Raw genomic sequence first — 22,868 nt, 5'->3', positions numbered from 1 at the left:
GCTCTGGGCATGACAGCCAGCGTAGGCGTCCGCTACGGGGCCTACGAGCGAGTTTCCCGGTGCGCACAAGCGCTCTTCCTGGTCACACACCCCTCGACGATCAAGCGGACCTGTGGTTAGGGTGCGCCGACGGATGAAGCGATGGGGAGGCTGGCATGGCCGGAACGGACGACGCAGTCGCCGCCGAGGACGACGCGCTGTACGTGCTGACCGCGGTGCTGCTGACACCCGCGAAGTTCCCGAGTGTGCTCGGTGACGACTATCCGGAGGCGTGCGCGGCCCTGGGGCTCTCGCCACTCGCCGACGGGTACGGCCTGGTGCTCGGTCAGGACGGTGAGGGCGCCCGGTGGACCGTCGTCGTCGACGACGTGTCGCTGGTCGCCGTCGCCATCGCCTCCTGGGACTGCGGCATGGAGTACGACCTGTCGCCCGACGAGCGTACGGTGGTCGCCGCCCTGCCCGGCTGGCCGCTCGCGGTAGCCGTCGCGGCGCCCAACGTGCCCGCGCCGCACGATCCCGAGCCCGAGGAAGCGGATGAAAAGCCGCTCTCACCTCCTCAGTCCGACACCTGGGGCCCTGCTCAGCGTCGGCTCGGCGCCGACGAGATCGCGCTCCAGTGGGCGGCGTGGCGCGAGCAGATCGACGACGCCGACTTCTTGGCCGACAGTGCCGGGGCGGACGCGGCGCAGGAGAGCGAGGACACCGGCCCGGAGAACGGCGACGCCTCCAAGGCCGGTGCCGATGCCGACGGCGACGCTGAAGCCGCTCAGGCTCCCCTCACGGGCGTACGGCGCGTGCTGGCGGAAGCGCGGGCGTATGTGAGCACCCCTCCGCCTCTTGGCCGCGTGCGGTCCTCTTTCGCCTCGGGGGAGGCACGCATCCTTCGTGCCGACGGCCCTGGCTGGTCCATGGTCGCCAGGACCGACGACATCGCGTTCGTGCTTCTCGACGAAGAGCCGGGCGAGGTGCTGCCGGTGGGCCGCGGCCCCGAACTCCCCTGGCTCCTGGACGCGCTCGACAAGATGGCCGTACGCCCCTCCTGACACCCCTGGCGGCCCTGGCCCTCTGGTCCAGGGTCACGTCATGGATGCTGCTCGGAGGCGAGGAGGAACGCGGCGATCGCCGTGTCGTGGTCCGGGTGATCACGCAGTGCCGCCAGCTCGTCGCGCCAGGTCTCGTCCCAGCACGTGGCCCGGCCACCGACACGCACCAGCGCGAGCGCCATCACTCCGGCCGCCGGGGTCCCCCGCTCGCGCAGCAGACGAGCGGCCGCGAGCAGGGCGCCACGCGCACGTGGCGTCGGGGCATCGAGATGGAATCCGCTCCCCAGGGGCAGCCGTTCGGGGCGTTCCTCGATGAGATCCAACAGCCGCTCCCAGCGCGCCGCATGATGTACGCCGTGGCGCACGGCAGCCAACGACGTGTCCCATGTCAGGGCCGCCGCGTCGGCGTACAGGCCCACCGCGTGCAGCGACAGGGCCAGGGCGTCGGCGATGAGGAGCGTCCGGGCGGAGCCCTGACGGACGCGGATGGCCTCAGCGACGCCGGAGAGCCGACGGAGCCCGTCAGCGCGCGCCCGCGGATCCGGCGTGACGGCGAGTTCCTGAAGCCGCCGGATGACGTCCTTCAGGATGGGGCCTCCGACCGGCCCGAGGGGGAACCAGGCCAGCTGCTGTGCGGCCGCCTCCCACGCCCGTCGACGGCGCCCGGGGTCCGTCGCGACATCGGCGACGGCCCGCATGGCGTCGGCTGATTCCGGTGTGAACCAGGCGGGCAGGGCGCGGCACGCGGCGACCACGGTCTCTTCGTCGCCGTCCCTCACCAGCCGGGCCAGGAAGTCCGCGTAGGCCTCCCGCGCGGATTCGCTCACGGGCTCCACGCGCGCGTGGACCACCGCTTCCCGTACGGCGGGTTCGTCCGCCGCCCGAGCCAGCCGGTCCGCGATGGCGGGACGGTCGATCGCGGCAAGGAGGTGGCGCGCGACGACGGCGCGTACGTCGCGGTGTTGCCGCGGCGTGTCCCAGGCAGCCACCAGGGCGTCGAAGGCCGCGGCGCCGCTGAGCACGCCCAGGGCTCGGACGGCTTCCTTGCGGGAGCCGACGGGCGCATCCGCCGCACAGGCCACGGGCGCGAGCAGGGCGCATGCCTCCCGGTCCGGCACCGCCTCCAGGAGTCGGCGGACGGATGACATGGCGGCCCTTCCCCGGACGCCGCTCGTCGCGGCGTGCCGCAGCAGGGCGGCCAGGAGTGGCTCGGTGGCGGGCGGCAGGCCGTCGTGAGCCGCACCGAGGACGTCGCCCAGTGCGCCAAGTGCCGCCGCGGCGACGGGCTGTGGCGCTGATTCCGCGAGCCTGGTCAGCAGCGCGGGTTCGCGTACCCGCGCTGCCGCATCGGCGCGGGTACGCAGGGGAGCCAGCTCGTCCGCTGCCACGCGCGCGTGGTGTTCGTTCCACGCATGGCGTTGTTCGGGCAGCCAGCGGCCGGTGATGCCGCTGTGCAGCCCTGCGGCCCAGGCGACGGCTCGGGGGCGTGCCCGGCCGCTGAGCCCTTCCCTGGCGGCGAGCAGCACCGGGTCAAGCAGGTCGGTACGCCGGGTGACGATGGTGCGCAGGATGACCGGCACCAACGCGAACGATGCGTCATGGCTGATCAGTTCGGCGCTGCGTCGCTCCCGCAGTTCCGCGGGACCCGCCCAGGCGGCTGCGGCGCGGGCGGCGATCTCCGGATCGTCGGACTCCCATGCCGTGGCTCGCACCAGGGCGTCGAGGTCCGGCAACGCGGTGAGGTACGGCGCGAGGAGTTCCGCGAGGGCGGTGTGGAGATGGGGGTGCGCCGGTGTGCCCGGCGACGACGCGGCGGACCAGACGGCACGTGCCGCCTCCTCGCCGATGCGCAGCGGCGTGACTGTCGTGCGGGAGCGCGGGTCGGACACGACGTGGCAGAGCAGGTCCGTCGTGTAGGCCGCACGGTCCAGCCTGCCGGTCGCCGCGGCGCTCTCCGCGGCACGGCGGAGCAGCTTTTCCACTGCGGCCAGGGTGTGGCTGGTCGAGTCGCGGGACTGGACGGTGGTCAGTGCCGCGTCGCGCAGGACCCGGTCGGGCAGCGCCGCGAGAAGACGCGGGGGCGCCCCCGCGAGCTGTTGGAGGGCGGCCCTGCGTACCTCCTCCTGGTCGTGCCAGGCCCGCTCGCAGTCTCCCGCGATCCTGGCGAACTCGGCCGGGTCGCCTTCGAGTTCCGCGCAGGCGAGCAGCGCGGGCCACCCCATCTGGCGCTGGTGGATGCGGTGTTGCCCGGCCATGTCGCGCAGCACCGGCTCGCCCAGGGCGAGCGGGAGCCCGACGGCAAGGCGGCTCAGTGTCCATTCGTGACGTGCGAAGCGCTCCACCCAGGGCATGACGAGCGCCGCCCTGTCGGCCGGCTCCAGGGCCGTGAGTGCGGCCGTGGGCAGGCTCCGCACCGAGCGGGGTCGGGCGGTGCGTTCTTCGACGAGGAGACGGCGTTCCGGTGCGGGCAGCAGCGCCAGGAGGCCGTCGGGTTCTATGTCGTGCCGCCCCGGCCCTCGGTGGCGTGGCTGCGTCACGGGGCATCGGCGGGCGAGCTCCACCAAGTCCGCGGGCGGGAGTGCGCGCAGGGACCGCCTTGTGGCGGGCGGCAACACCCCCACGCAGATCCGTAGTTCGCGAGGAGATCCATCGGGGCCGGGTCGGGCCGCGCGCAGGGTTTCGAGGACCGCGGCCGGACGACGCAGCAGCGTGCGGGCCGCTTGCGGGGTCAGGAGATCCGGGGCCCGCGCCAGGAGCAGCAGCCCTGCTTCCGGGTCTTGTTCGGCGGCCGCGCTGGCGAGCGCACGGTCGCGGCCCGTGAAACGCGAGCGGTCGCGGGCTGCACGCCTCTCTCCGCGGGTGACGAGAAGTTGGGCCACGGCGAGCGGCGCGGTGCGGGTCAGCGCGCTCAGGACGCCCACGGGCGGATCGAGGCGGAGGAGCCATGCGCCGACCGTCTCGGCGGGGCATGCGGGCAGAAGCCGGGCGGCAGTCCCGTGCGCCGAACCGTTCGTGGACCTCGGGCAACAGACGTGCGGCGAGGGTGTGCCGCCGACTCAGGCGCAGGACGCGGTAGGTCTCGTGCCGTGCCGCCCCGATGTCGCTCAACGCGAGCTGTTCCAGGGCTGCTTCCGGCACGGGTAGCCGGATGGCGGCCGAGAGGGCGCGGCGGCGCAGGAGGGGATCGGCGAGGGCTTCGGCGATGGCGGTCAGGTCGCGCCGGGCAACGGCCAGGAAGAGGCCGATGTGCCGATCGTCAGGGGTGCCGACGGCGAGAGCCGCACGGAGTGTGCCGTACGCGTCCTCGGTGAGCGCACGGGCGTAGCAGGCGAGGGCGCTCATGCGGGCCGGGAAGGGCAGGGGGCCGAAGTGGGCCTTCAGCCAGGCCGACGTCAGCGGCGCGGGAGTGGGCTGCGGCTGGGGGGACGGCGTCCGCGACGCCTCGTATGCGGCCATCAGCGATCACTGTGGGATCGCCGGGCCTCCTTTCGGAAAGTCATGTGCGCCATGGTCGCCGCCGAACTTCTGGGGCGCAATGGGTTTTCCGCTCGCGGTGCCGCCATGGCAGGACCGCGAGCGGAGAAGCCGTCAGCCGCTCCGTGCCGAGTGTCCGCTCATCGGTGTGGTGCCCGCTGCGCGGTGCCGGGTCAGTGGCCGAGCTCCTTGCGTGAGACGCGGCGCAGCCTGCGCCGCTGTCCGGGGTCGAGGGACAGATAAGCCGCTGCCGGGACCCCGAGCACGATCAAGAGGGCGGCCCACCAGGGCAGCCAGATCAACAGGATGAGGCCGGCCGCCACACCTCCTGCGGCGATCTTCGCGTTCTTCGACATGTGTGTCGCCTCCTTCGCGGCTGCTGCCGCTCTCTGTCTTGAGAAACGGGCCCGGACCGCTCACGGTTCCAGATGCTCCCCTGATAGATCCCTGAGGGGCGACCCTGACGTAACCCTGAGGAACGCGGCGCGTCCGTGCGGCTACTCGACCCTCAGCGGCTCGCCGACCTCGTACATGTGGCGCAGTACCTGGCGGTAGGAGTCGATGAATCCGGCCTCGGTGTACGGCATGCCCAGCTCGGCGCAGTGGGCGCGGACCAGGGGCTGGGCGCGCCGCAGGCTGGGGCGGGGCATGCTCGGGAACAGGTGGTGCTCGATCTGGTAGTTGAGTCCGCCCAGGAACCAGTCGGTCAGCGCGCTGCCACGGATGTTGCGCGAGGTGAGGACCTGGCGGCTGAGGTGACCCCATCGCTCCCCGTCGGGGTCGGGCATCTCCATGCCCTTGTGGTTGGGCGCGAAGGCCAGTCCGAGGTGCAGGCCGAAGAGCGCCTGATGGATCGCGGCGAAGGCGAGGGCGTGGCCCACCGGCATGGTGACGAGCAGGAGCGTCAGGTATCCGACGAGGTGCGCGACCAGCAGGAAGCCCTCAAGGACGCGTTCGCGCGGTGCCTGGCGGCGCAGGTCCTGGAAGCCGTAGATCTTCATGGCGATGCCCTGGAGCAGCGTCAGCGGGAAGAACAGCCAGGCCTGGTTGCGGGTGAGCCAGCGCTGGAAGCCCACACGGACCTTGGCCTGCTTGCTGGTCCAGACGAGGACGTTCGCTGCGACGTCGGGGTCCTTGTCCAGGTGATTGGGGTTGGCGTGGTGGCGGTTGTGCTTGTCGTTCCACCAGGCCGAGCTCATGCCGAGCAGGAGGTTGCCGTGAATGAGCCCGATGGCGCGGCTCACGCCGCGGTCGCCGGTGATCTGGGAATGGCCCGCGTCATGGCCTATGAACGCCGTGCGGGCGCACAGGACGGCCAGGACGGGCGCGAGGAGCAGCACCCACCAGGTGCCTCCGACGAGGAACATGCCCGTCACCACGGCGGCCAGTGCCATGGCGTTGATCGCGATGGTGCGTGCGTACCAGCCGGTGCGGCGGCCCAGGAGCCCCTGCTGCCTGACGGTGCGCAGGAGAGGCGCGAAGTCGCTCCCGGCGGTCTGCCGTGTGGAGGTGCCTGGGGAACGCTCCGCGACTGCTGCGGCGGCCTGGGACATGGTGAGGTCTCCGGTCTCTGACTGGATCGGGCTGACGTGGCACAACGTATGAGCCCGTGACCTGGGGCAACCATGGCGCCTTCACCCCTCTTGAGAGGGGGCCAGCACCGGCCGGAAGGGGGGTTAACTACACCCCCCGGGTCGAGTGAGGTGGATCACTCCACGATCGCTCACGTCTTGGGTGCGACGTGCTGTAATCTCGGCCGCTCCAGACCCAGTAGTCAAGTTTGAGGAATGCGCCATCGCCGTGCCCAGGCCCTCTGCCGCGTCATCTTCCGAGATCTCTGAACTGTCCCGCTGCTCCGTCCTGTTCGTATCCGCCGACCCGGCACGCACCGCCCGGGTCGCCTTCTGGCACCCCGAGGGGGACGCGCCGCCCTCCTGCTCCGCGGGCACCGTCGAGGAGCTGACCGTCGCGCTGCCCGGCGACGACGGCGCCCGGCTCGGCGACGTATCCGCAGTGGTCCTTCCGATGCGCGCGGCTCTGCCGGTCCTGACACGCGCGCGTGCGTCGGCGGGCGTACACCCGACGGCCGCCTTCTGGGGCACGGCGGGCCTGCTGGCGCTGCAACTCGCCGCGCGCGGACTGCTGTTGCCCGGACTGACGCCGAGCGATCACGACGCATGGCGCTCGGGTCCGCTGGGCGCCGACGATCTGCGACGCCTGCGCGACCTCGCCGCCGCGATGCCCCCCGCCGCGCACGCCCTTCCTTTGGAGGGCGGCTCCGAGCCGCTGCGGCTGCCGGAACCCGAGCGACTGCTGCGCCAGTTCCTGGACGCGGTGGCCGACACGCTGCCGCGCTCCCCCGCCGCATCGCTGGCCGCGGGCGCTCCTGCCTTCGCCTCTCCCCAGCCCCAGCACATCCCCGAGCAACGCCCCTGGGCCACCGATGTCGCCGCCGGGCACGACGCCGGCGTACGGATCTCGTTGCGCATCGAAGTGCCCGGCCTGGTGTCGGACACCTCCGACGGGTCCCGGCTGCCGTTCCGTGCCGTGCTGCAGATGCACAGCGTCAGCGACCCCTCGCTCGTCGCCGACGCGGCCGAGGCGTGGGCCGGTGCCGGCCCCTCGGGACCGGCCTTCGGGTCACGATCGCGGATGGACGCCCTGCTCGCACTGCGACGCGCCACGCGTGCGTGGCCGCCCCTCGCCCCCCTGCTCTCGGCCACCGTCCCCGATGCGATCGAGCTCGCCGACGAAGAAGTCACCTCGCTCCTGGGCGAGGGCGCCCGCATGCTCGCCACCGCGGGTGTCGACGTGCACTGGCCCAGGGAGCTGGCGCGCAATCTCACCGCGCGCGCGGTCATCGGCCCGCCCGACGACGAGACCAAGGAGCCCGACAAGGCGTCGTCGGGCACGCCGTCGTATCTCTCCGCCGACGCGTTGCTCACCTTCAACTGGCGGTTCGCGCTGGGGGGTCAGCAGCTGTCCCGCGCAGAGCTCGACCGTCTCGCGGAAGCCAACCGTCCCGTTGTGCGCCTGCGTGACCAGTGGGTGCTCATCGACCCAGAAGAGGCACGGCGCGCTCGCGACCACCAGGACCACAAGGTCACGCCGATCGACGCCCTGAGCGCCGTCCTGACGGGCACCACCGAAGTGGCCGGGCGGCAAGTGGACGTCCAGCCGACGGGCTGGCTCGCCACCCTGCGCGAGCGCCTCGCGGACCCCGAGGGCATGGAGCCCGTCGGCCAGCCCGAAGCGCTCGCCGCGGACCTGCGCGACTACCAGCTACGCGGCCTGAACTGGCTGGCCCGGATGACCTCCCTCGGCCTGGGCGGCTGCCTCGCGGACGACATGGGCCTCGGCAAGACGATCACGCTCATCTCCCTGCACCTGCACCGGCAGACCGACAGCGAGACCGCGGGACCCACCCTCGTCGTCTGCCCCACGTCCCTCATGGGCAACTGGCAGCGCGAGATCGAGAAGTTCGCCCCCGGCACCCCCGTACGCCGCTTCCACGGTGCTCAGCGCAGTCTGGAGGACCTTACCGACGGGGAATTCGTGCTCACCACGTACGGCACGATGCGACTCGACGCGGACAGCCTGGCGCACGCTCCTTGGGGCATGGTCGTCGCCGACGAGGCCCAGCACGTGAAGAACCCGTACTCGGCCACGGCCAAACAGCTGCGCACCATCGGCGCACGCGCGCGCGTGGCGCTCACCGGTACCCCCGTGGAGAACAACCTCTCCGAGCTGTGGGCCATCCTCGACTGGACGACACCGGGCCTGCTCGGCAAGCTCGGCACCTTCCGCACCCGCTATGCCCAGGCCGTCGAAAGCGGCAAGGACCCGGCAGCCGCCGAACGGCTCGGCCAGCTCGTACGGCCCTTCCTCCTGCGCAGGCGCAAGTCCGACCCGGGCATCGCACCCGAACTGCCGCCCAAGACGGAGACCGACCGCGCCGTGTCTCTCACCACGGAACAGACAGGTCTCTACGAAGCCGTGGTGCGGGAGACGCTCGCCGAGATCTCCGGCGCCGATGGCTTCACCCGACGCGGTCTGATCGTCAAGCTGCTCACCGGTCTCAAGCAGATCTGCAATCACCCCGCGCAGTACCTCAAGGAGGACAAGCCGCGGATCGAGGGCCGTTCCGGCAAGCTGGAACTCCTCGACGAGCTGCTCGACACGATCCTCTCCGAAGACGCGAGCGTGCTCATCTTCACGCAGTACGTTCAGATGGCGCGCCTCATCGAAAAGCACCTGGCAGCCCGTGGCACCCCGACCCAGTTCCTGCACGGCGGTACGCCCATCGCGGCGCGCGAGGCAATGGTGGAGCGCTTCCAGGACGGCGAAGTCCCGGTCTTCCTGCTGTCGTTGAAGGCGGCGGGAACCGGTCTGAATCTGACGCGGGCCGAGCACGTCGTGCACTACGACCGCTGGTGGAACCCCGCCGTCGAAGCACAGGCCACCGACCGGGCGTACCGCATCGGGCAGACGCAGCCGGTGCAGGTGCACCGGCTGATCGCGGAGGGGACGATCGAGGACCGCATCGCCGACATGCTGCTGCGCAAGCGGGAGCTGGCCGACTCGGTGCTCGGTTCCGGCGAGGCGGCGCTGACGGAACTCACCGACGCCGAACTGTCCGATCTGGTGGAGCTGCGAGGGGGGACTCGATGAGCGACGACCTGTACGACGAGCCGAACGGCCAGAGCCATGGGGACGGCCGTCACGAGGAAGGCGTGGGCGAGCACGAGCGCACCTTCGCCGCGCTGCCGGCCACGCACGGTCGTGGGTTCGCGCAGAGCTGGTGGGGCCAGGCCTGGCTGAAGGCACTTGAAGACACGGCGCTGGACCTCCAGCAGTTGAAGGCCGGACGCAGGCTCGCGCGCGCGGGAGCGGTGGGCGCGGTCTCGGTGCGCCCCGGCCGCATCACCGCGGTCGTCCAGGACCCTGACGGCACCGCGCACCGCTCCGATGTGCTGCTGCAGCGGCTCAGCGAGGACGAATGGGACCGCTTCCTGGGCATGGCCGTCGAGCGGGCCGGGCACATCGCTGCGCTGCTCGACCGTGAGATGCCGCCGCACCTGGTGGAGGACGCGGCGGCAGCGGGTGTCGAACTCCTTCCCGGCATCGGCGATCTGGAGCCGGAGTGCGACTGCGACGCATGGGACCACTGCGGTCACACCGCCGCGCTCTGCTACCAGGTGGCCCGGCTGCTCGACCAGGATCCGTTCGTGCTTTTCCTGATGCGTGGCCGTGCGGAGCGCGGGCTCCTTGACGAGCTGCAGGTACGTAGCGTGGCGCAAGCGGAGGCCGAGGAGACGCCCGCCGAGGATCAGGAAGGGGCCCAGGAGGGCGTGTACGCCGACGAGGCGTACGCGGAGGGGAGCATCCTGCCCCCGTTGCCCGACCTGCCGCCGCTGCCGCCTGAGCCGGGCCTGCCACCTTCACTCGACACGGAGGCGGAGCCCGCGCCCGGCCTCGATGTGGCGGCACTTGAGTTCCTTGTGGCGCAGGCAGCCGTGGAGGCGCACCGGATGCTGGCCGAGGCGCTCTCCCCAGGGCACGAACAACAGCCGATAAAAGGCGAATTGACGCCGGATGAGGATGCCGTGCGCCTCGCCGCCACGGCTCCGGCGTCGGTGACCGCCCGCCTCGCGACCGCCGCCGGCCGCGGCAAGGACGGCCTCGCCATGGCCGTGCGGGCGTGGGGGTACGGAGGTCCTGCCGCACTGTCCGTCCTGGAGGAGGAGTGGACGCCTGAGGCAGACGCGCTGGCACGCGCGCGAGCGGCGCTGGACGCTGCCTGGGACGACGGGGAACGTCCGCAGCTGCGGGCTGCCCGCAATCGCTGGACCGTGGTCGGTGGCGATGCCCAGCTGCGGCACAGCGCGGATGGCCGCTGGTGGCCCTACCGCAAGGAGCGCGGTCGCTGGACCCCAGCAGGCCCCGCGGCCCACGACCCCGCGACGGCCCTGGCCGTGGTGACCGGCGGCGAGTAGTGCGGACAGGCCCGGTGCGAGCGTTCCACACGCCCGCACCGGGCCCGGGCTCAGCCCTCTCACCAAGCTGCCCGAAGTCGCTCGCTCCCCGACACGTGAACGCCCCCCTGCACCCTTCCACGCGGCCGGAATGCGCGCGGCGGTCACCGGCGTATCCACGCCGCTCACGCACGCGCCGGGAACACCGGCGCGTGCACTCCCCCTGACCAGCGATTGAGCGCGGGCATGACACCCGGGAGGGTGGATCACACCGGTTCCGGGGGATCCGACCGCGACTGGCATCCCCCGGCCCGCAGGGTCCCGGAGTGATGGAGTACGTCAGCGCGATCCAGCCGAAGGGGGACGACAGGGCCAGGCGCCCAACTGCCGCTGACCGGCCCGTGGGTGCCGGCGGCGCCTCCCACCCCTCGCGGGAGGCGCCGTCAGCACGCCCCCTCACGTTCACCTTCCTGCCTCCCTGTGTTCGCGGCGACGGCGAAGTCTGATCGCTGTCACCGAACACTTGCGCCCCTGGAGGCACCCATGTCCCCGCACGCCGCCCGTAAGCGTCGCGTCCGCCGATCCGTTGCCGCGGGTGTGCCGATCGCCGTGCTCGCCGCGATCGCGGTGACCGGAACCGCCATGGGCACCCAGAGCGGCGGCAAGGAGAAGGCGCCTCGGATCACCTCGACGGCAACGCTGGGCGACATACCCCTGGGGACGTTCAGCAACTCCCTGCTGCCCGACACGGTGAGCGACGACCGCGCTGTGGATCTCGGCGGTATCGGCAGTGACGTCTACCCTGCGGGCCGCAAGGGCGAGTTCTGGACGGTCACCGACCGCGGGCCGAACGGTCAGATCAAGGTGGACGGCAAGAAGCGACGCACCTTCCCCGTCCCCGGATTCGACCCGGCGATCGTGAAGATCCGCGTCTCCGGTGACACGGTGAAGGTCATCGACGCGCTCCCGCTGACGACCTCCTCCGGGAAGCCCGTCACGGGACTGCCCAACCAGAAGGGGCGCGATGAGGCGCCGTACGCCTACGATGCCAAGACGGCGCTGCCCTATGACCCGAACGGCCTCGACACCGAGGGCATCGTGCGGGCGCACGACGGCAGTTTCTGGCTGGTCGACGAGTACGGCCCTTCGCTCGTCCACGTCTCCGCGCGCGGGAAGGTCCTCAAGCGCTACGTCCCCGAGGGCCTGAAGCTGTCGGGCGCCGACTATCCGGTCGTCGAGGCGCTTCCGGGCGTCCTGCTGCACCGCAAGGGGAACCGCGGCTTCGAAGGGCTCGCCCAGCTCCCCGGCGGGGATCTGGTGATGGCACTCCAGAGCCCTCTGTCCTTGCCGGACGAGGATGCGGGTGAGGCGTCGCGGGCGACGCGGCTGCTGCGCTTCTCGCCGAAGAAGCAGGCGGTCACCGCCGAGTACGCGTACCGCTTCGACGCGGTGGACGTCGTCGACCCGGACGAGGACGACACGTCCGAGCTGAAGATCTCCTCCGTGGTCGCCGTGGGGCGTGACCAGCTCCTGGTCGAGGAGCGGACCGACAAGGCCGCGCGACTGCAGACGGTGAAGCTGGACCGCCGCGCAGACATCCTCGGCGACCAGTGGGACGACGCGGCCACGAAGCCTTCCTTGGAGCAGCTCGACGACCCGGCGGCCTCCGGAGTGCCCGTCCTGAAGAAGCGCCTGCTGGTCGACCTGGGCGGCATCGACGGTGTACCCGACAAGATCGAGGGTGTGGCCCGCGTGAACGGTCACACCCTCGCTCTGATCAATGACAACGACTTCGGGATGACGGACGGGGCGGAGGCGTTCGACAAGGAGGGCCGACTCGTGGACAGCGGCGTGGAGACCACGGTGACGTACGTGCGGCTGCCGAAGGGCATCTGATTGCGCGCCCACTCCCGTTGCAACGCGACGATCAGGACTCCGGGTTGATGACGTCCGCCCTCAGGAAGTAGTAGGGCGCTTCATTGCCCGCAGCGTCCGCGCGTGAGGGGACCAGCGAGTCGAGGCCGCTCGGCAGTTCACTCGGCAGATTGCTGGGCAAGTCCGACGGCAGGCCGCTTGGCAGGTTCGAGGGCACCTCCGTGGGCAGCTCGGAGGGGATCTTCGACGGGATGCTCAGCGACGGGGTGGGCTTGCCGTCCGAGCTCTTGCTGCTCTCGGAGGGGCCCTTCTTGTCTCGGAGCCGTCGCCGCTGGTGACCACCAGGACCACAGCGACGACGGGTCCGATCGCGAGGAGCACCGCAAGCAGGATGAACGGCCCGCCCCGCCGCCCTGACGGCCCACCTGGCGGCGGAGTGGGCGGGAATCCGCCTCCGCCAGGGGGCACACCGCCGCCTCCCGCAGGAGGCCATCACCCGCCGCCCGGTGGCGGGCCGTACCCTCCGCCGGGCGGTCCGTAGTCGCCGTCGCCCGGAGGGGGGGCGAGTCACCCGGCGGAGGGGGAGGCGGTGGCGGTCCGGGCGGCATGGCCATACCGTCAAAATTCGCCTCGAAAGGGTCAGAATGCGGCCCCTGTGCGGAAGTTGCTCCCTCCGGAGTCGAGGCGGAGTCGAAGTCTCCGGTCAGCCCCGCGCCCCAAGAAGATGGTCCATGGCCAGCTGGTCGAGGTGTTCGAAGGCCATGCCACGGTCCGCGGCTGCCGTCACGTCGAAGTCCTCGAAGGCACCGCGGTCGGCGAGCAGCCCGGAGAGGCCGTCCTCGGCGGTCGGCAGGGACAGCTCGTCCAGGCGGGATGCCCGCAGGGCCTCCCGGACCTCCGGGTCGGCGCGGAACGCGGCAGCGCGCTCCCGAAGGATCAGGTAGTTGCGCATGCAGCCGGCGGCCGACGCCCACACACCCGCGTAGTCCTCCGTGCGCGGCGGCTTGAAGTCGAAGTGCCGCGGCCCTTCGTAACCGCCCCTCTCCAGGAGGTCGACCAACCAGAAGGCGCTGCGCAGATCACCCGCGCCGAAGCGCAGGTCCTGGTCGTACTTGATGCCCGTCTGGCCGTTGAGGTCGATGTGGAAGAGCTTGCCCGCCCAGAGCGCCTGGGCGATGGAGTGCGGGAAGTTGAGGCCGGCCATCTGCTCATGGCCCACTTCGGGGTTGACGCCGAACAGCTCGGAACGCTCCAGGCGCTCGATGAAGGCGAGGGCGTGGCCGACGGTGGGCAGCAGGATGTCGCCGCGCGGCTCGTTCGGCTTGGGTTCGATCGCGAAGCGCAGGTCGTACCCCTGCTCCGTCACGTAGTCGCCGAGCAGGTCGAAGGCCTCCTTCATGCGGTCGAGAGCCACGCGTACGTCCTTCGCCGCACCGGACTCCGCGCCTTCCCTGCCGCCCCACGCGACATAGGTGCTGGCGCCGAGCTCCACCGCGAGGTCGATGTTGCGGATGGTCTTGCGCAGCGCGTAGCGGCGCACGTCCCGGTCGTTGGCGGTGAATCCTCCGTCCTTGAAGACGGGGTGCGTGAAGAGGTTCGTGGTCGCCATCGGCACGACGAGGCCCGTCGCGTCGAGCGCCTGCCGGAAGCGCTTGATGTGCGACTCGCGCTCGGTGTCCGTGGCCCCGAAGGGGATCAGGTCGTCGTCGTGGAAGGTCACTCCGTAGGCACCCAGTTCGGCCAGGTGCCGCACGGAGTCGGCCGGGTCGATGGCCGCCCTGGTCGCGTCGCCGAACGGGTCCCTTCCCTGCCAGCCGACGGTCCACAGGCCGAAGGTGAACTTGTCCTCAGGAGTGGGCTGGTACGTCATGTGCGGCTCCCTGGATGACTGGTGCACGGCTGTATGGCCGAGTCGGGCACGACTGCGTGCCCATGTATGGCTGCCGCGACTATTTCGTCATGGCACTTAACAAATTAGTATCCGAAGGCATCCCTGGGAAGGTCGGACGGAAAGAAGTCCGGGCGCGCCCGGAAAGAGCCGCGGGAACGGAGACCCCCGATGTCATCAGCGCCAGCAGCCGACGGGCCCCTCGTCGTCGGCGTGGACAGCTCCACGCAGTCCACCAAGGTCCTGGTCGTCGACGCCGCCACCGGCAAGGTGGTGGCCAGCGGTCAGGCCCCGCACAGCGTCAGCTCGGGGGCCGCCCGCGAGAGCGACCCCGAGGAGTGGTGGAACGCCCTGTGCGCGGCCCTGGACCAGTGCGGCGGCGCGGCGCGCGAGGCCGCCGCGGTATCCGTCGGCGGCCAGCAGCACGGGCTCGTCACACTGGACGCGCATTCCAGGCCGGTACGTCCCGCGATGCTGTGGAACGACGTGCGCTCGGCGGCGCACGCACGCTCGCTGGTGGACCGCCTGGGGGGCCCGAAGGCGTGGGCCGAGCGCGTCGGCAGCGTGCCGGGCCCCTCCTTCACGGTGACCAAGTGGGCCTGGCTCAGCGAGCACGAACCCGAGGCCGCCCGCGCCACCGCGGCCGTGCGGCTCCCCCACGACTACCTCACCGAGCGCCTCACGGGATGCGGCACGACCGACCGGGGCGATGTCTCCGGTACGGGGTGGTGGGCGTCGGCGACAGAGGCGTACGACGAGGAGATCCTGGGGCTCGTGGGTCTGGACCCGCAGCTCCTGCCGCGCGTGGTCCGCCCGGGTGAGGTCGCGGGCACCGTACGCGGGAGCGGCGAACTTCCCTTCTCCAAGGGCACGCTGGTCGCTCCGGGGACCGGCGACAACGCGGCGGCGGCACTCGGGCTCGGCCTGCGCCCCGGCACCCCGGTGCTGAGCCTGGGAACGTCGGGCACCGTGTACGCGGTCTCCACCCGGCGCCCGGCGGATCCGACGGGCACGGTGGCCGGCTTCGCCGACGCGCGCGGCGACTGGCTCCCGCTGGCCTGCACGCTCAACTGCACCCTGGCCGTGGACCGGGTCGCCGCACTGCTGAGCCTCGACCGTGAGGCAGTGGAGGCGGGCGGCGCCGTCACCCTGCTGCCCTACCTGGACGGGGAGCGCACCCCCGACCTGCCGCACGCCTCAGGGCTGCTGCACGGGCTGCGGCACGACACGACTCCGGGGCAACTGCTGCAGGCGGCCTACGACGGCGCTGTGCACTCTCTGCTGGGCGCCCTCGATCTGGTCCTGGACACGGACGCGGACCGCTCGGATCCGCTCCTGCTCATCGGCGGCGGAGCACGTGGCACGGCCTGGCAGGACACCGTACGTCGGCTCTCCGGGCGGGCCGTTCAGGTGCCCGAGGCCAAGGAGCTGGTCGCACTCGGTGCCGCCGCGCAAGCCGCGGGCCTCCTCACGGGCGAGGATCCCGCGGCTGTCGCCCGGCGCTGGGGCACGGCCGAGGGGCCCGTGCTGCCCCCTGTGGAGCGGGACGAGGCGGCGCTGGCGCGGATCGCCGGGGTAGTCTCCGACGCGGCGCCGCTGCTCGACGCCAGGGGCCACGAGGACGTACGGCCGTGAGGACGGAAGAACAGGGACTGACGGGGGTATGACCGCACCACCGCACGACGCGCACCGGGGCACGTCCGGAGTTCCGCTGCCCGACACCCAGCGGGGGATGCGCCGCCGCAACCTCTCGCGCGTCATGCACGCCGTCGCGGCGCACGGGCCGCTCTCCCGTGCCGCCGTGGCCACCCGGGTCGGTCTGACACGGGCCGCCGTCTCCACCCTGGTGGACGAGTTGATCCGGTCCGGGCTTCTGGACGAGCTGGGCCCAGAGCGCCCCGGCAAGGTGGGGCGCCCCGGATCCGCGCTCGCGGTCAGCGGAAGCGGACCGGCCGGCATCGGAGCCGAAGTGGGCGTCGACCATCTCTCGGTGTGCGCGGTCAACCTGCGCGGAGAGGTACGCGCGCGTGCCGTGCGGCAGGGAGACAACCGGGGGCGCGCCCCCCAACCCGTTCTGAAGGAACTCATCGCACTGGTGCGGCAGGTGAGCGACGAAGCCCATCTGGCAGGACTGCGCCCGGCGGGACTGGCTGTGGCGGTCCCGGGCCTCGTCGCCCGCGGCACAGGGGTGGTGGTGCGTGCCCCCAACCTCCACTGGCACGACGTCGACCTCGGCGCGCTGCTGCCGGGCAGTCTGCCGCTGACGGTGGACAACGAGGCCAACTTCGGCGCCTTGGCAGAGCTGTGGCTCGGCGACGAGGTACCCCAGGACTTCCTCCACGTGTCCGCGGAGATCGGCATCGGCGCCGCACTGGTCGTCGACGGGCAGCTCCTGCGCGGGACACGCGGCTTCGCGGGCGAGCTGGGCCACGTGCCGGTGTGGCCGGACGGTCCGGAGTGTCCGTGTGGCGGCCGTGGCTGCCTGGAGCAGTACGCGGGCGAGGAGGCGGTGTTGCGCGCGGCAGGCCTTGACCCCGGTGCGGACCGCGTCGGACTTCTCGCGGAACGCGCCGAGCGGGGCGACGAGGACGTACGAAGGGCACTGCGCGGCGCGGGCGCCGCCCTGGGCATCGCGCTCACCGGTGCGGTGAATCTGCTGGACCCGCGTTCGGTGGTGCTCGGCGGAGCCCTGTCGAGGCTCGCGCCGTGGTTGCTGCCGTCGCTGGAGGTCGAGTTGGGGCGCCGCACGGCGGACACGGCGTGTGCTGTCGCTGTGTCAGGTCTGGGCCCGGATGGCCCGTTGCTGGGGGCGGCGCACTCGGTCGTACGGGCTGTGCTCGATGATCCGGCAGGAGCGGCGGCATAAGGGCCGCTGCCCCCTCGGAGAGCGCTGGATGGATCGACAGCCACTTCCCTCCTGCCTGCCGTTTCCTTGTTGCCTGCCGCCGCCTTGTCAGCGCCACTGCGGTCCCCCGACGAAGTGCACGTCATACCTGTCATGCAGCTCATCCATGCTGTCCCACTCCGCCTCGCCTCGCGCGATGCGCCCCAGCTGCCGGAAGTACCCGAACCGTTCGATTCCTGGGGTGAGCACGGCGAAGAACTCCGCCGGGCCCTCGGCCGCCGCTCCGAAGGCGTGCACCATGCCGGGCGGCACCACGATCAGGCCGCCCTTGTCCACGGCCGTCAGGGCGCCGTCGATCAGGAACTCCATGGTGCCGTCGAGCACATAGAAGAGCTCGGTGGACAAGCGATGGTGATGCGGGCGCGTGCCGTCGGCGCCCGCCGGCAGCACGAGCCGGTTGGCCCCCAGGAGCCCACAGGTCGCCCGGCTGTCCTCCAGCAGTCGGAACCGGCCGCCTCCGGGCAGGGGCACTTCCTCCGCGTCTTGTGCGTGGACGATCAAGGGCTGTGGGTTGCGGGGCACGTCGTACTCCTCGGGCACGGTGGGTGGTCTTGAGCACCAGTCCATCGCGGGAACACAGCGCGTCCAAGAAGCTGTTCATGAAGGCAGTGATCACCTGAGCCGATGAATGCGCACGGGTGGACCGGATACGGGAGGGGCGACGACGGCTGTGGAGCTTCGGCAGCTCGAGTACTTCGTGGCGGTCGCGGACGAAGGCGGCTTCGGGCGGGCGGCGGTGCGGCTGCACGTCGTACAGGCCTCGGTGAGCCAGCAGGTTGCCCGTCTCGAGCGGGAGTTGGGCCTGCGCCTCTTCGACCGGACCACCCGTCGAGTGGGGCTGACAGCGGCCGGGGAGCGGCTGCTTCCGGAGGCGCGGGCCGCGCTCGCGGCCGCTGCACGTGTGGGGCACGTGGCTGCCGAGATGCTCGCCGCCGGTGAGGGCATACTGCGGCTCGGCACCACCAGGGCGTTCGCGGAGCGCGTGTATCCGGCCCTCGACGTGCTGGCGGAACATGTTCCGGGCCTTCGGGTCCGGTTGGTGCAGGAGGCCCGTGAGCGGCGTATCGGGGCACTGCGGAGCGGAGAGTTGGATGCTGCGCTCGTCCGGGGAGGCGGACCGCTGCCGGGCCTTGAGATGCTGACGGTCTGGGACGATCCGCTGATCGTCGCACTGCCCGCGAACCATCCGCTGGCAGCCATGCCCCGTCTCGAACCGGCCGATCTCGCGGGCCTGCCGCTGCGGTTGGCGCCACGGGAGCGCAACCCGGCGTTTCACGATCTGGTGACGGGCTTGCTGCGGACATCGGGCATCGACATGCCGGCCGGACCGCACTTCACCACCTTGCAGGAGACGCTGGCAGCGATCGCCACGGACTCAGATTGCTCGATGAGAGGGGCGGCCTCCTGGACGGTCTTCGACCTTGTGGGTGATCTTCCCCCGGCCCGCCGTATCGCCTTCCGGGCGCTGCTCGGCGCGCGCTCGCCCGTCAGCCTTGCCGTGCGACCGGGGCCGCTGTCCCCCGCGATCCGCCACCTGCTCAACGCCCTGGGGGCCACGCGTGCGCGTGCTCAGTAGGTACTGGACTCCATCCCCATGGCTGACGCGGCTTGAGTCTCCAGTAGGGGGAGACACGAAGGTGGGGTCATGAACGGCGACACGCTCTACTCGATCGGTGATCTGGCACGGCGGACCGGCCTGACCGTCAAGACCGTCAGGTTCTACTCCGACGCGGGGATCGTGCCGCCGGCCGACCGCAGCCCGGCCGGCTACCGCCTGTACGGCACCGACGCCGTCACCCGCCTCGACCTCGTACGCACCCTGCGCGACCTGGGTCTTGACCTCCCCACCATCCGGAAGGTCGTGGACCGGGAGGTCTCCCTCCCCGAGGTTGCCGCAGCACACGCGGACGCGCTTGAGGTGCAGATCCGTGTGCTGCGCCTACGGCGAGCGGTGCTGACAGCGGTGGCCAAGCGCGGTTCCACCCCTGAGGAGTTGGATCTCATGCACAAGCTGGCCAAGCTCTCCGAAGACGAACGCCAACGTCTGATCGACGACTTCCTGGGCACCGTATTCGACGGCCTTCACGACCACCCTGCCTTCGCGGCGGTCACCCGCTCCCTCACGCCCGAGCTACCGGACAACCCCGAGGCCGAACAGGTCGAGGCTTGGGTGGAGCTTGCCGAGCTGTTCCAGGATCCGGGGTTCCGCTCCACCATGCAGGGCATGGCCAGGGATCTGGCGGCCGACCGCGCCCAGGACGACAGCACCGGCCTGCCACGCATCCTCGCCGAGGCTGTACGCGCGCAGTTCGCCCCGGCCTTGGCGGCAGGCATCGATCCAGCCTCGACCGAGGCCGCATCGATGGTCTCGGCGCTCGCGGCCCACTACGCGCACATCCTCGGAGTCCCCGACGACACCGCCCTCCGCCGGCGCCTGGTGTCCCGCCTGCAATCCATGGACGACCCCCGACGCGACCGCTACTTGACGCTGCTCGCGGTCATCAACGGGTGGCCCGCGCCCGAGAGTCTGGCGCCTGCGCTCGACTGGGCCATCGCGGCCCTGCGCGCACGACTGCCTCAGTAGTGGGCCGGGAAAACGCGGTCTGCACCGACGCCCTCACCGTGCCGCCGGAGCAGACCGAGCCAGCGCCCCGGCGATTCCTCGGCGCCTACCGGCGCCTGAAGGACGTACCCGGCTTCTGGCGACTCGCCTCGATCGGCATGGCGTCGAAACTGCCGTCCGGCATGGTCGGCCTGAGTCTGCTGCTCCTGGTCGCCCGGGATCACACGTACGGAACCGCAGGTCTTGCGGTGAGCGCCCTGGCAGTGGGCCAAGGAGTCACCGCTCCCCTGCGTGGCCGTCTCGTCGACCGGCTCGCACCGTGCCCGGTCCTGTTGGGTTTTCTGACCGCATACCTGATGGCCTCTGCCCTGCTGGTCCTGGTGGTGAGCGGCGGCGGGTCCGTCGGCGCGATCTTCGCGCTCGCCGCAGCCATGGGGGCGAGCGCGCCTCCTGTCGGCGTCATGATGCGCTCGGTCTGGCACCGCTCCATGAGCAGTTCCTCGAACGCCGGGTTGCTGGCGACGGCGATGGCCCTCGACTCGTCGATGATGGGAGCCGCGCTGATCAGCGGTCCTGTGCTCGCCAGTTGGCTCAGTCTGTCGGTCTCACCGGTCGCCCCGTTCGCAGTCGTGGGGCTGCTGACCGCCGCTTCAGTCGGCCTCCTGATCAACTCGCCGGGTCCGCCTTCACGTTCCGCTCCGCCCACACAGTCCGCTCGGTTCGGGCATTGGCTCGGTCCCCTGACGTCCGCCCCCTTGCGGCGCCTGCTGGCTTCGGACGCGCTCTTCGTCATGGCGGTGACCGCGGTGGACGTGGTGCTGCCGATCTACGCACGGGAGTACCACGCGGCCGGGTTCACCGGCCTGTACCTGGGGATCCTGTCCATCGGCAGTGTGCTGGGCAGCCTCGCTCTGGGCGCCGTTCCGACTCTCCTGTCCCACGACCGCAAAGTCTCCGTACTCCTCTGTGTCTTCGCAGCCGGGGCCGGCGCGCTGACGTTCGCCTCAGGCTTGTCGCCTCTTGCGGTGCTCCTGGCCTGCCCGCTGGCCGGGCTGGTGATCGGATGCACGTTCGCAGCACTGCGTACGACCGGCGGCGACCTCGCCCCCGAAGAACGCATCACCGAGGCGATGTCCTGGTTGAGCAGCCTCGACATGGTCGGCGGCGCGCTGGGCGCGGCGTTGTTCGCACACATCGCGGCGGACCAGGGAAGCCGAGTCGCCCTGCTGCTGGTTCCAGCGGCCGCCTTGCTCGCCGCAGCGATCGGGTGGAACACGCGTGGTCGGCAACCGTGACGGCTCCGGGAAACCGAACCGCCGTAGCTCGCCCAGCAGTATGACGTTCCGGTGAACCGAGCATCGCCCTCATGTCCCACGGGCAGAAATCGCCAGACTGGACTGGCTGTACTGACCGAACCAGCCGGACTGACTGACTGACTGACTGGACAGGGTGGGCAGGGTGGACAGGGTGAACCGGAATCGGGTGCTCCCGAGAGGCCGGGCAGATCTGCGGGAGAGGCGACAGCGATGGAAATTGATCGGCATGCCCACATCCTGAGTGGCACCAGCGACGAAGCCGCGCGTCACTACGAACGAGCGCTGGACGCACTGTTGTTCTTCCGTAGCGAGGTTGCTGACGAGGCGCAGGCAATGGTGGCAGCCTCTCCGGATTCCGCGATGGCGCACGTCTTCGGCGCCTACCTCGGGCTTCTCGGCACCGAGGAGAAAGAAGCGGCCGATGCCCGTCGTTCCTTCAGCGCCTTTCGAGGTGCGGTCGATCCTGCCGGGCTCTCGCCTCGCGAGAAGATGCACGCGGCCGCTGCCGAGACGTGGCTGGAGGGAGACATGCTGCGGGCCGGGGAGATCCTCGGCGAGATCAGCACCGAGTTCCCCCACGACGCCCTAGCCCTGGCCGTCGGTCACCAGATCGACTTCTTCACCGGGGACGCGCAGCGGTTGCGTGACCGGATCGGTGGCGCACTCTCCGCATGGGACGGTGATGACCCGCACTTCGGTCCGCTGCTGGGGATGTACGCCTTCGGGCTCGAAGAGGCCGGGCACTACGGCCACGCGGAGGAGATCGGACTACAGGCGGTCGAACGTCACCCACGGGATGTGTGGGGCATCCACGCGGTCGTCCACACCTACGAGATGCGAGGGCTGTTCGGCCAGGGGATCCGCTACATGGACGCGCGGGCCGAGGACTGGGCCGACGGCAACTACCTCTCCGTGCACAACGCGTGGCACTACGCCCTGTACGCGCTCGAGGCGGACAGCATCGAACGGGTCCTCGGCGTCTACGACAGCACTCTCCACAACGAGGCGTCGGAGGCCATCGCCATGGAACTCCTGGACGCCTCCGCCCTGCTGTGGCGGCTGCTCCTGGTCGACACCGACGTCGAGTCCCGTTGGACTGCCCTCGCCCAGGCTTGGGCCGGGCGCGATGACGGCGCCTACTACGCCTTCAACGACGTCCACGCCGTGATGGCGTACGCGGGGGCGGGGCGGCTCTCGGATGCCGAGCGACTGGTGAAGGACCGCGAGCAGTGGCTCGCCCGGACCGACACCTCGGTGTCGAATCACGCGATGACACGCAAGATCGGCATCCCGGTGTGCCGTGCCCTCATCGCCTACCGGCAGCGGCAGTACGCCCGCGTGGTCGAGTTGCTCGTCCCCATCCGCTACCACCTCAATTCCTTCGGCGGCAGCCACGCGCAGCGCGATGCCATCCAGCGGACGCTCGTGGAGGCGGCCATCCGTTCCGGCCGTCACGACCTGGCGCGGACTCTGCTCAGCGAACGGATCAACTTGCGCCCCATCTGTCCCTACAACTGGCGGGCACGTGCCAGGCTGGCCGACCGGCTCGGAGACACGGCTCAGGCCGCGACCGCCCGCGCCCGTGCGCAGGAGCAGGCCGCTGCGGGTGCGGCTGCCTTGAGCTGAGTACGGCCCGGGCATCCCCTCGGCACCCTCGGGTTTGTCGTCCTCGCGGCACCCTCAAGAGTGACCGCGTTATCCACAATCACGGTGCTGTACACAGATTCAGTCGCTGCTCTTCCGACGCAACCGGCCGTCGCCGTAACGTAATTGACGCGGGACACCATCGCCCTGACGGCGTTTCACGTCCCTGCGGATCGGGGGATTCA

16 protein-coding genes are annotated in these 22,868 nt (G+C 71.1%); 10 read left to right on the top strand and 6 right to left on the bottom strand.

The window, feature by feature from the left end; translation table 11 throughout:
• The first annotated feature begins 155 nt into the window (after positions 1-155).
• Positions 156-1,043 (top strand): hypothetical protein, encoded by an 888-nt coding sequence (locus tag OG302_RS39005; protein WP_371749474.1) that lies wholly within the window; start codon positions 156-158, stop codon positions 1,041-1,043.
• Between the two features lie 38 nt (positions 1,044-1,081).
• Here the strand turns inward: OG302_RS39005 and OG302_RS39000 are convergent, their stop codons facing one another.
• From OG302_RS39000 to OG302_RS38990, 3 genes are all read right to left on the bottom strand, one after another.
• Positions 1,082-3,964 (bottom strand): hypothetical protein, encoded by a 2,883-nt coding sequence (locus tag OG302_RS39000; protein ID WP_371749473.1) that lies wholly within the window; start codon positions 3,962-3,964, stop codon positions 1,082-1,084.
• Between the two features lie 726 nt (positions 3,965-4,690).
• Positions 4,691-4,873 carry a hypothetical protein gene (locus tag OG302_RS38995; RefSeq protein WP_361841325.1) on the bottom strand — a complete coding sequence of 61 codons (183 nt, stop codon included), beginning with the start codon at positions 4,871-4,873 and terminating at the stop codon, positions 4,691-4,693.
• A 141-nt stretch (positions 4,874-5,014) separates the two neighbouring features.
• The gene (locus OG302_RS38990) at positions 5,015-6,070 is read right to left on the bottom strand and encodes a fatty acid desaturase (RefSeq protein WP_371749472.1); all 1,056 of its coding nucleotides are present in this window, start codon (positions 6,068-6,070) and stop codon (positions 5,015-5,017) included.
• A 247-nt stretch (positions 6,071-6,317) separates the two neighbouring features.
• Here OG302_RS38990 and OG302_RS38985 point away from each other — a divergent pair, with 247 nt between their 5' ends.
• The 3 genes from OG302_RS38985 (at position 6,318) to OG302_RS38975 (ending at position 12,388) form a co-directional block, all read left to right on the top strand.
• Positions 6,318-9,188 (top strand): DEAD/DEAH box helicase, encoded by a 2,871-nt coding sequence (locus tag OG302_RS38985; RefSeq protein WP_371749471.1) that lies wholly within the window; start codon positions 6,318-6,320, stop codon positions 9,186-9,188.
• Positions 9,185-10,513: an SWF or SNF family helicase gene (locus OG302_RS38980; protein WP_371749470.1), complete on the top strand. Its 1,329-nt coding sequence runs from the start codon at positions 9,185-9,187 to the stop codon at positions 10,511-10,513. The genes OG302_RS38985 and OG302_RS38980 overlap by 4 nt, the downstream gene beginning before the upstream one ends.
• A gap of 522 nt (positions 10,514-11,035) precedes the next feature.
• Complete coding sequence (locus tag OG302_RS38975) at positions 11,036-12,388, top strand: esterase-like activity of phytase family protein (protein WP_371749469.1); 1,353 nt, start codon at positions 11,036-11,038, stop codon at positions 12,386-12,388.
• A gap of 31 nt (positions 12,389-12,419) precedes the next feature.
• On the opposite strand, the gene OG302_RS38970 is transcribed toward OG302_RS38975, so the two are convergent.
• Both OG302_RS38970 and xylA read right to left on the bottom strand, forming a co-directional pair.
• Positions 12,420-12,548, bottom strand: coding sequence for a hypothetical protein (locus OG302_RS38970; protein ID WP_371749468.1), 129 nt, complete (start codon positions 12,546-12,548; stop codon positions 12,420-12,422).
• 522 nt (positions 12,549-13,070) lie between these two features.
• Complete coding sequence (gene xylA / locus OG302_RS38965; protein WP_371749467.1) at positions 13,071-14,237, bottom strand: xylose isomerase; 1,167 nt, start codon at positions 14,235-14,237, stop codon at positions 13,071-13,073.
• Positions 14,238-14,426: 189 nt separating this feature from the next.
• On the opposite strand from xylA, the gene xylB reads away from it, so the two are divergent.
• Both xylB and OG302_RS38955 read left to right on the top strand, forming a co-directional pair.
• Positions 14,427-15,890 carry a xylulokinase gene (xylB, locus tag OG302_RS38960; RefSeq protein WP_371749466.1) on the top strand — a complete coding sequence of 488 codons (1,464 nt, stop codon included), beginning with the start codon at positions 14,427-14,429 and terminating at the stop codon, positions 15,888-15,890.
• A gap of 28 nt (positions 15,891-15,918) precedes the next feature.
• Positions 15,919-17,121: an ROK family protein gene (locus tag OG302_RS38955; protein WP_371749465.1), complete on the top strand. Its 1,203-nt coding sequence runs from the start codon at positions 15,919-15,921 to the stop codon at positions 17,119-17,121.
• Between the two features lie 87 nt (positions 17,122-17,208).
• Here the strand turns inward: OG302_RS38955 and OG302_RS38950 are convergent, their stop codons facing one another.
• The gene (locus tag OG302_RS38950; protein WP_371749464.1) at positions 17,209-17,682 is read right to left on the bottom strand and encodes a cupin domain-containing protein; all 474 of its coding nucleotides are present in this window, start codon (positions 17,680-17,682) and stop codon (positions 17,209-17,211) included.
• Between the two features lie 148 nt (positions 17,683-17,830).
• On the opposite strand from OG302_RS38950, the gene OG302_RS38945 reads away from it, so the two are divergent.
• From OG302_RS38945 to OG302_RS38930, 4 genes are all read left to right on the top strand, one after another.
• On the top strand, positions 17,831-18,736 hold the full coding sequence (locus OG302_RS38945) for a LysR family transcriptional regulator (protein WP_371749463.1): 906 nt from the start codon (positions 17,831-17,833) through the stop codon (positions 18,734-18,736).
• A 69-nt stretch (positions 18,737-18,805) separates the two neighbouring features.
• On the top strand, positions 18,806-19,744 hold the full coding sequence (locus tag OG302_RS38940) for a MerR family transcriptional regulator (protein WP_371749462.1): 939 nt from the start codon (positions 18,806-18,808) through the stop codon (positions 19,742-19,744).
• Positions 19,744-21,018 carry an MFS transporter gene (locus tag OG302_RS38935; protein WP_371749461.1) on the top strand — a complete coding sequence of 425 codons (1,275 nt, stop codon included), beginning with the start codon at positions 19,744-19,746 and terminating at the stop codon, positions 21,016-21,018. Before OG302_RS38940 ends, OG302_RS38935 begins: the two co-directional genes overlap by 1 nt.
• 231 nt (positions 21,019-21,249) lie before the next feature.
• Complete coding sequence (locus OG302_RS38930; protein WP_371749460.1) at positions 21,250-22,665, top strand: tetratricopeptide repeat protein; 1,416 nt, start codon at positions 21,250-21,252, stop codon at positions 22,663-22,665.
• Positions 22,666-22,868 lie beyond the last annotated feature (203 nt).

The organism is Streptomyces sp. NBC_01283, from assembly GCF_041435335.1.
Taxonomy (GTDB): Bacteria; Actinomycetota; Actinomycetes; order Streptomycetales; family Streptomycetaceae; genus Streptomyces.
This window is presented reverse-complemented; position numbering and strand designations above follow the sequence as displayed.

What these genes read in the sequence shown, in the direction of transcription:
- xylA (WP_371749467.1), bottom strand. Translation starts at nt 14,237, where the DNA reads ATGACGTACCAGCCCACTCCTGAGGACAAGTTCACCTTCGGCCTGTGG.
- OG302_RS38975 (WP_371749469.1), top strand. Translation starts at nt 11,036, where the DNA reads ATGTCCCCGCACGCCGCCCGTAAGCGTCGCGTCCGCCGATCCGTTGCC.
- OG302_RS39005 (WP_371749474.1), top strand. Translation starts at nt 156, where the DNA reads ATGGCCGGAACGGACGACGCAGTCGCCGCCGAGGACGACGCGCTGTAC.
- OG302_RS38940 (WP_371749462.1), top strand. Translation starts at nt 18,806, where the DNA reads ATGAACGGCGACACGCTCTACTCGATCGGTGATCTGGCACGGCGGACC.
- OG302_RS38955 (WP_371749465.1), top strand. Translation starts at nt 15,919, where the DNA reads ATGACCGCACCACCGCACGACGCGCACCGGGGCACGTCCGGAGTTCCG.
- OG302_RS38930 (WP_371749460.1), top strand. Translation starts at nt 21,250, where the DNA reads ATGGAAATTGATCGGCATGCCCACATCCTGAGTGGCACCAGCGACGAA.
- xylB (WP_371749466.1), top strand. Translation starts at nt 14,427, where the DNA reads ATGTCATCAGCGCCAGCAGCCGACGGGCCCCTCGTCGTCGGCGTGGAC.
- OG302_RS38980 (WP_371749470.1), top strand. Translation starts at nt 9,185, where the DNA reads ATGAGCGACGACCTGTACGACGAGCCGAACGGCCAGAGCCATGGGGAC.
- OG302_RS38990 (WP_371749472.1), bottom strand. Translation starts at nt 6,070, where the DNA reads ATGTCCCAGGCCGCCGCAGCAGTCGCGGAGCGTTCCCCAGGCACCTCC.
- OG302_RS38995 (WP_361841325.1), bottom strand. Translation starts at nt 4,873, where the DNA reads ATGTCGAAGAACGCGAAGATCGCCGCAGGAGGTGTGGCGGCCGGCCTC.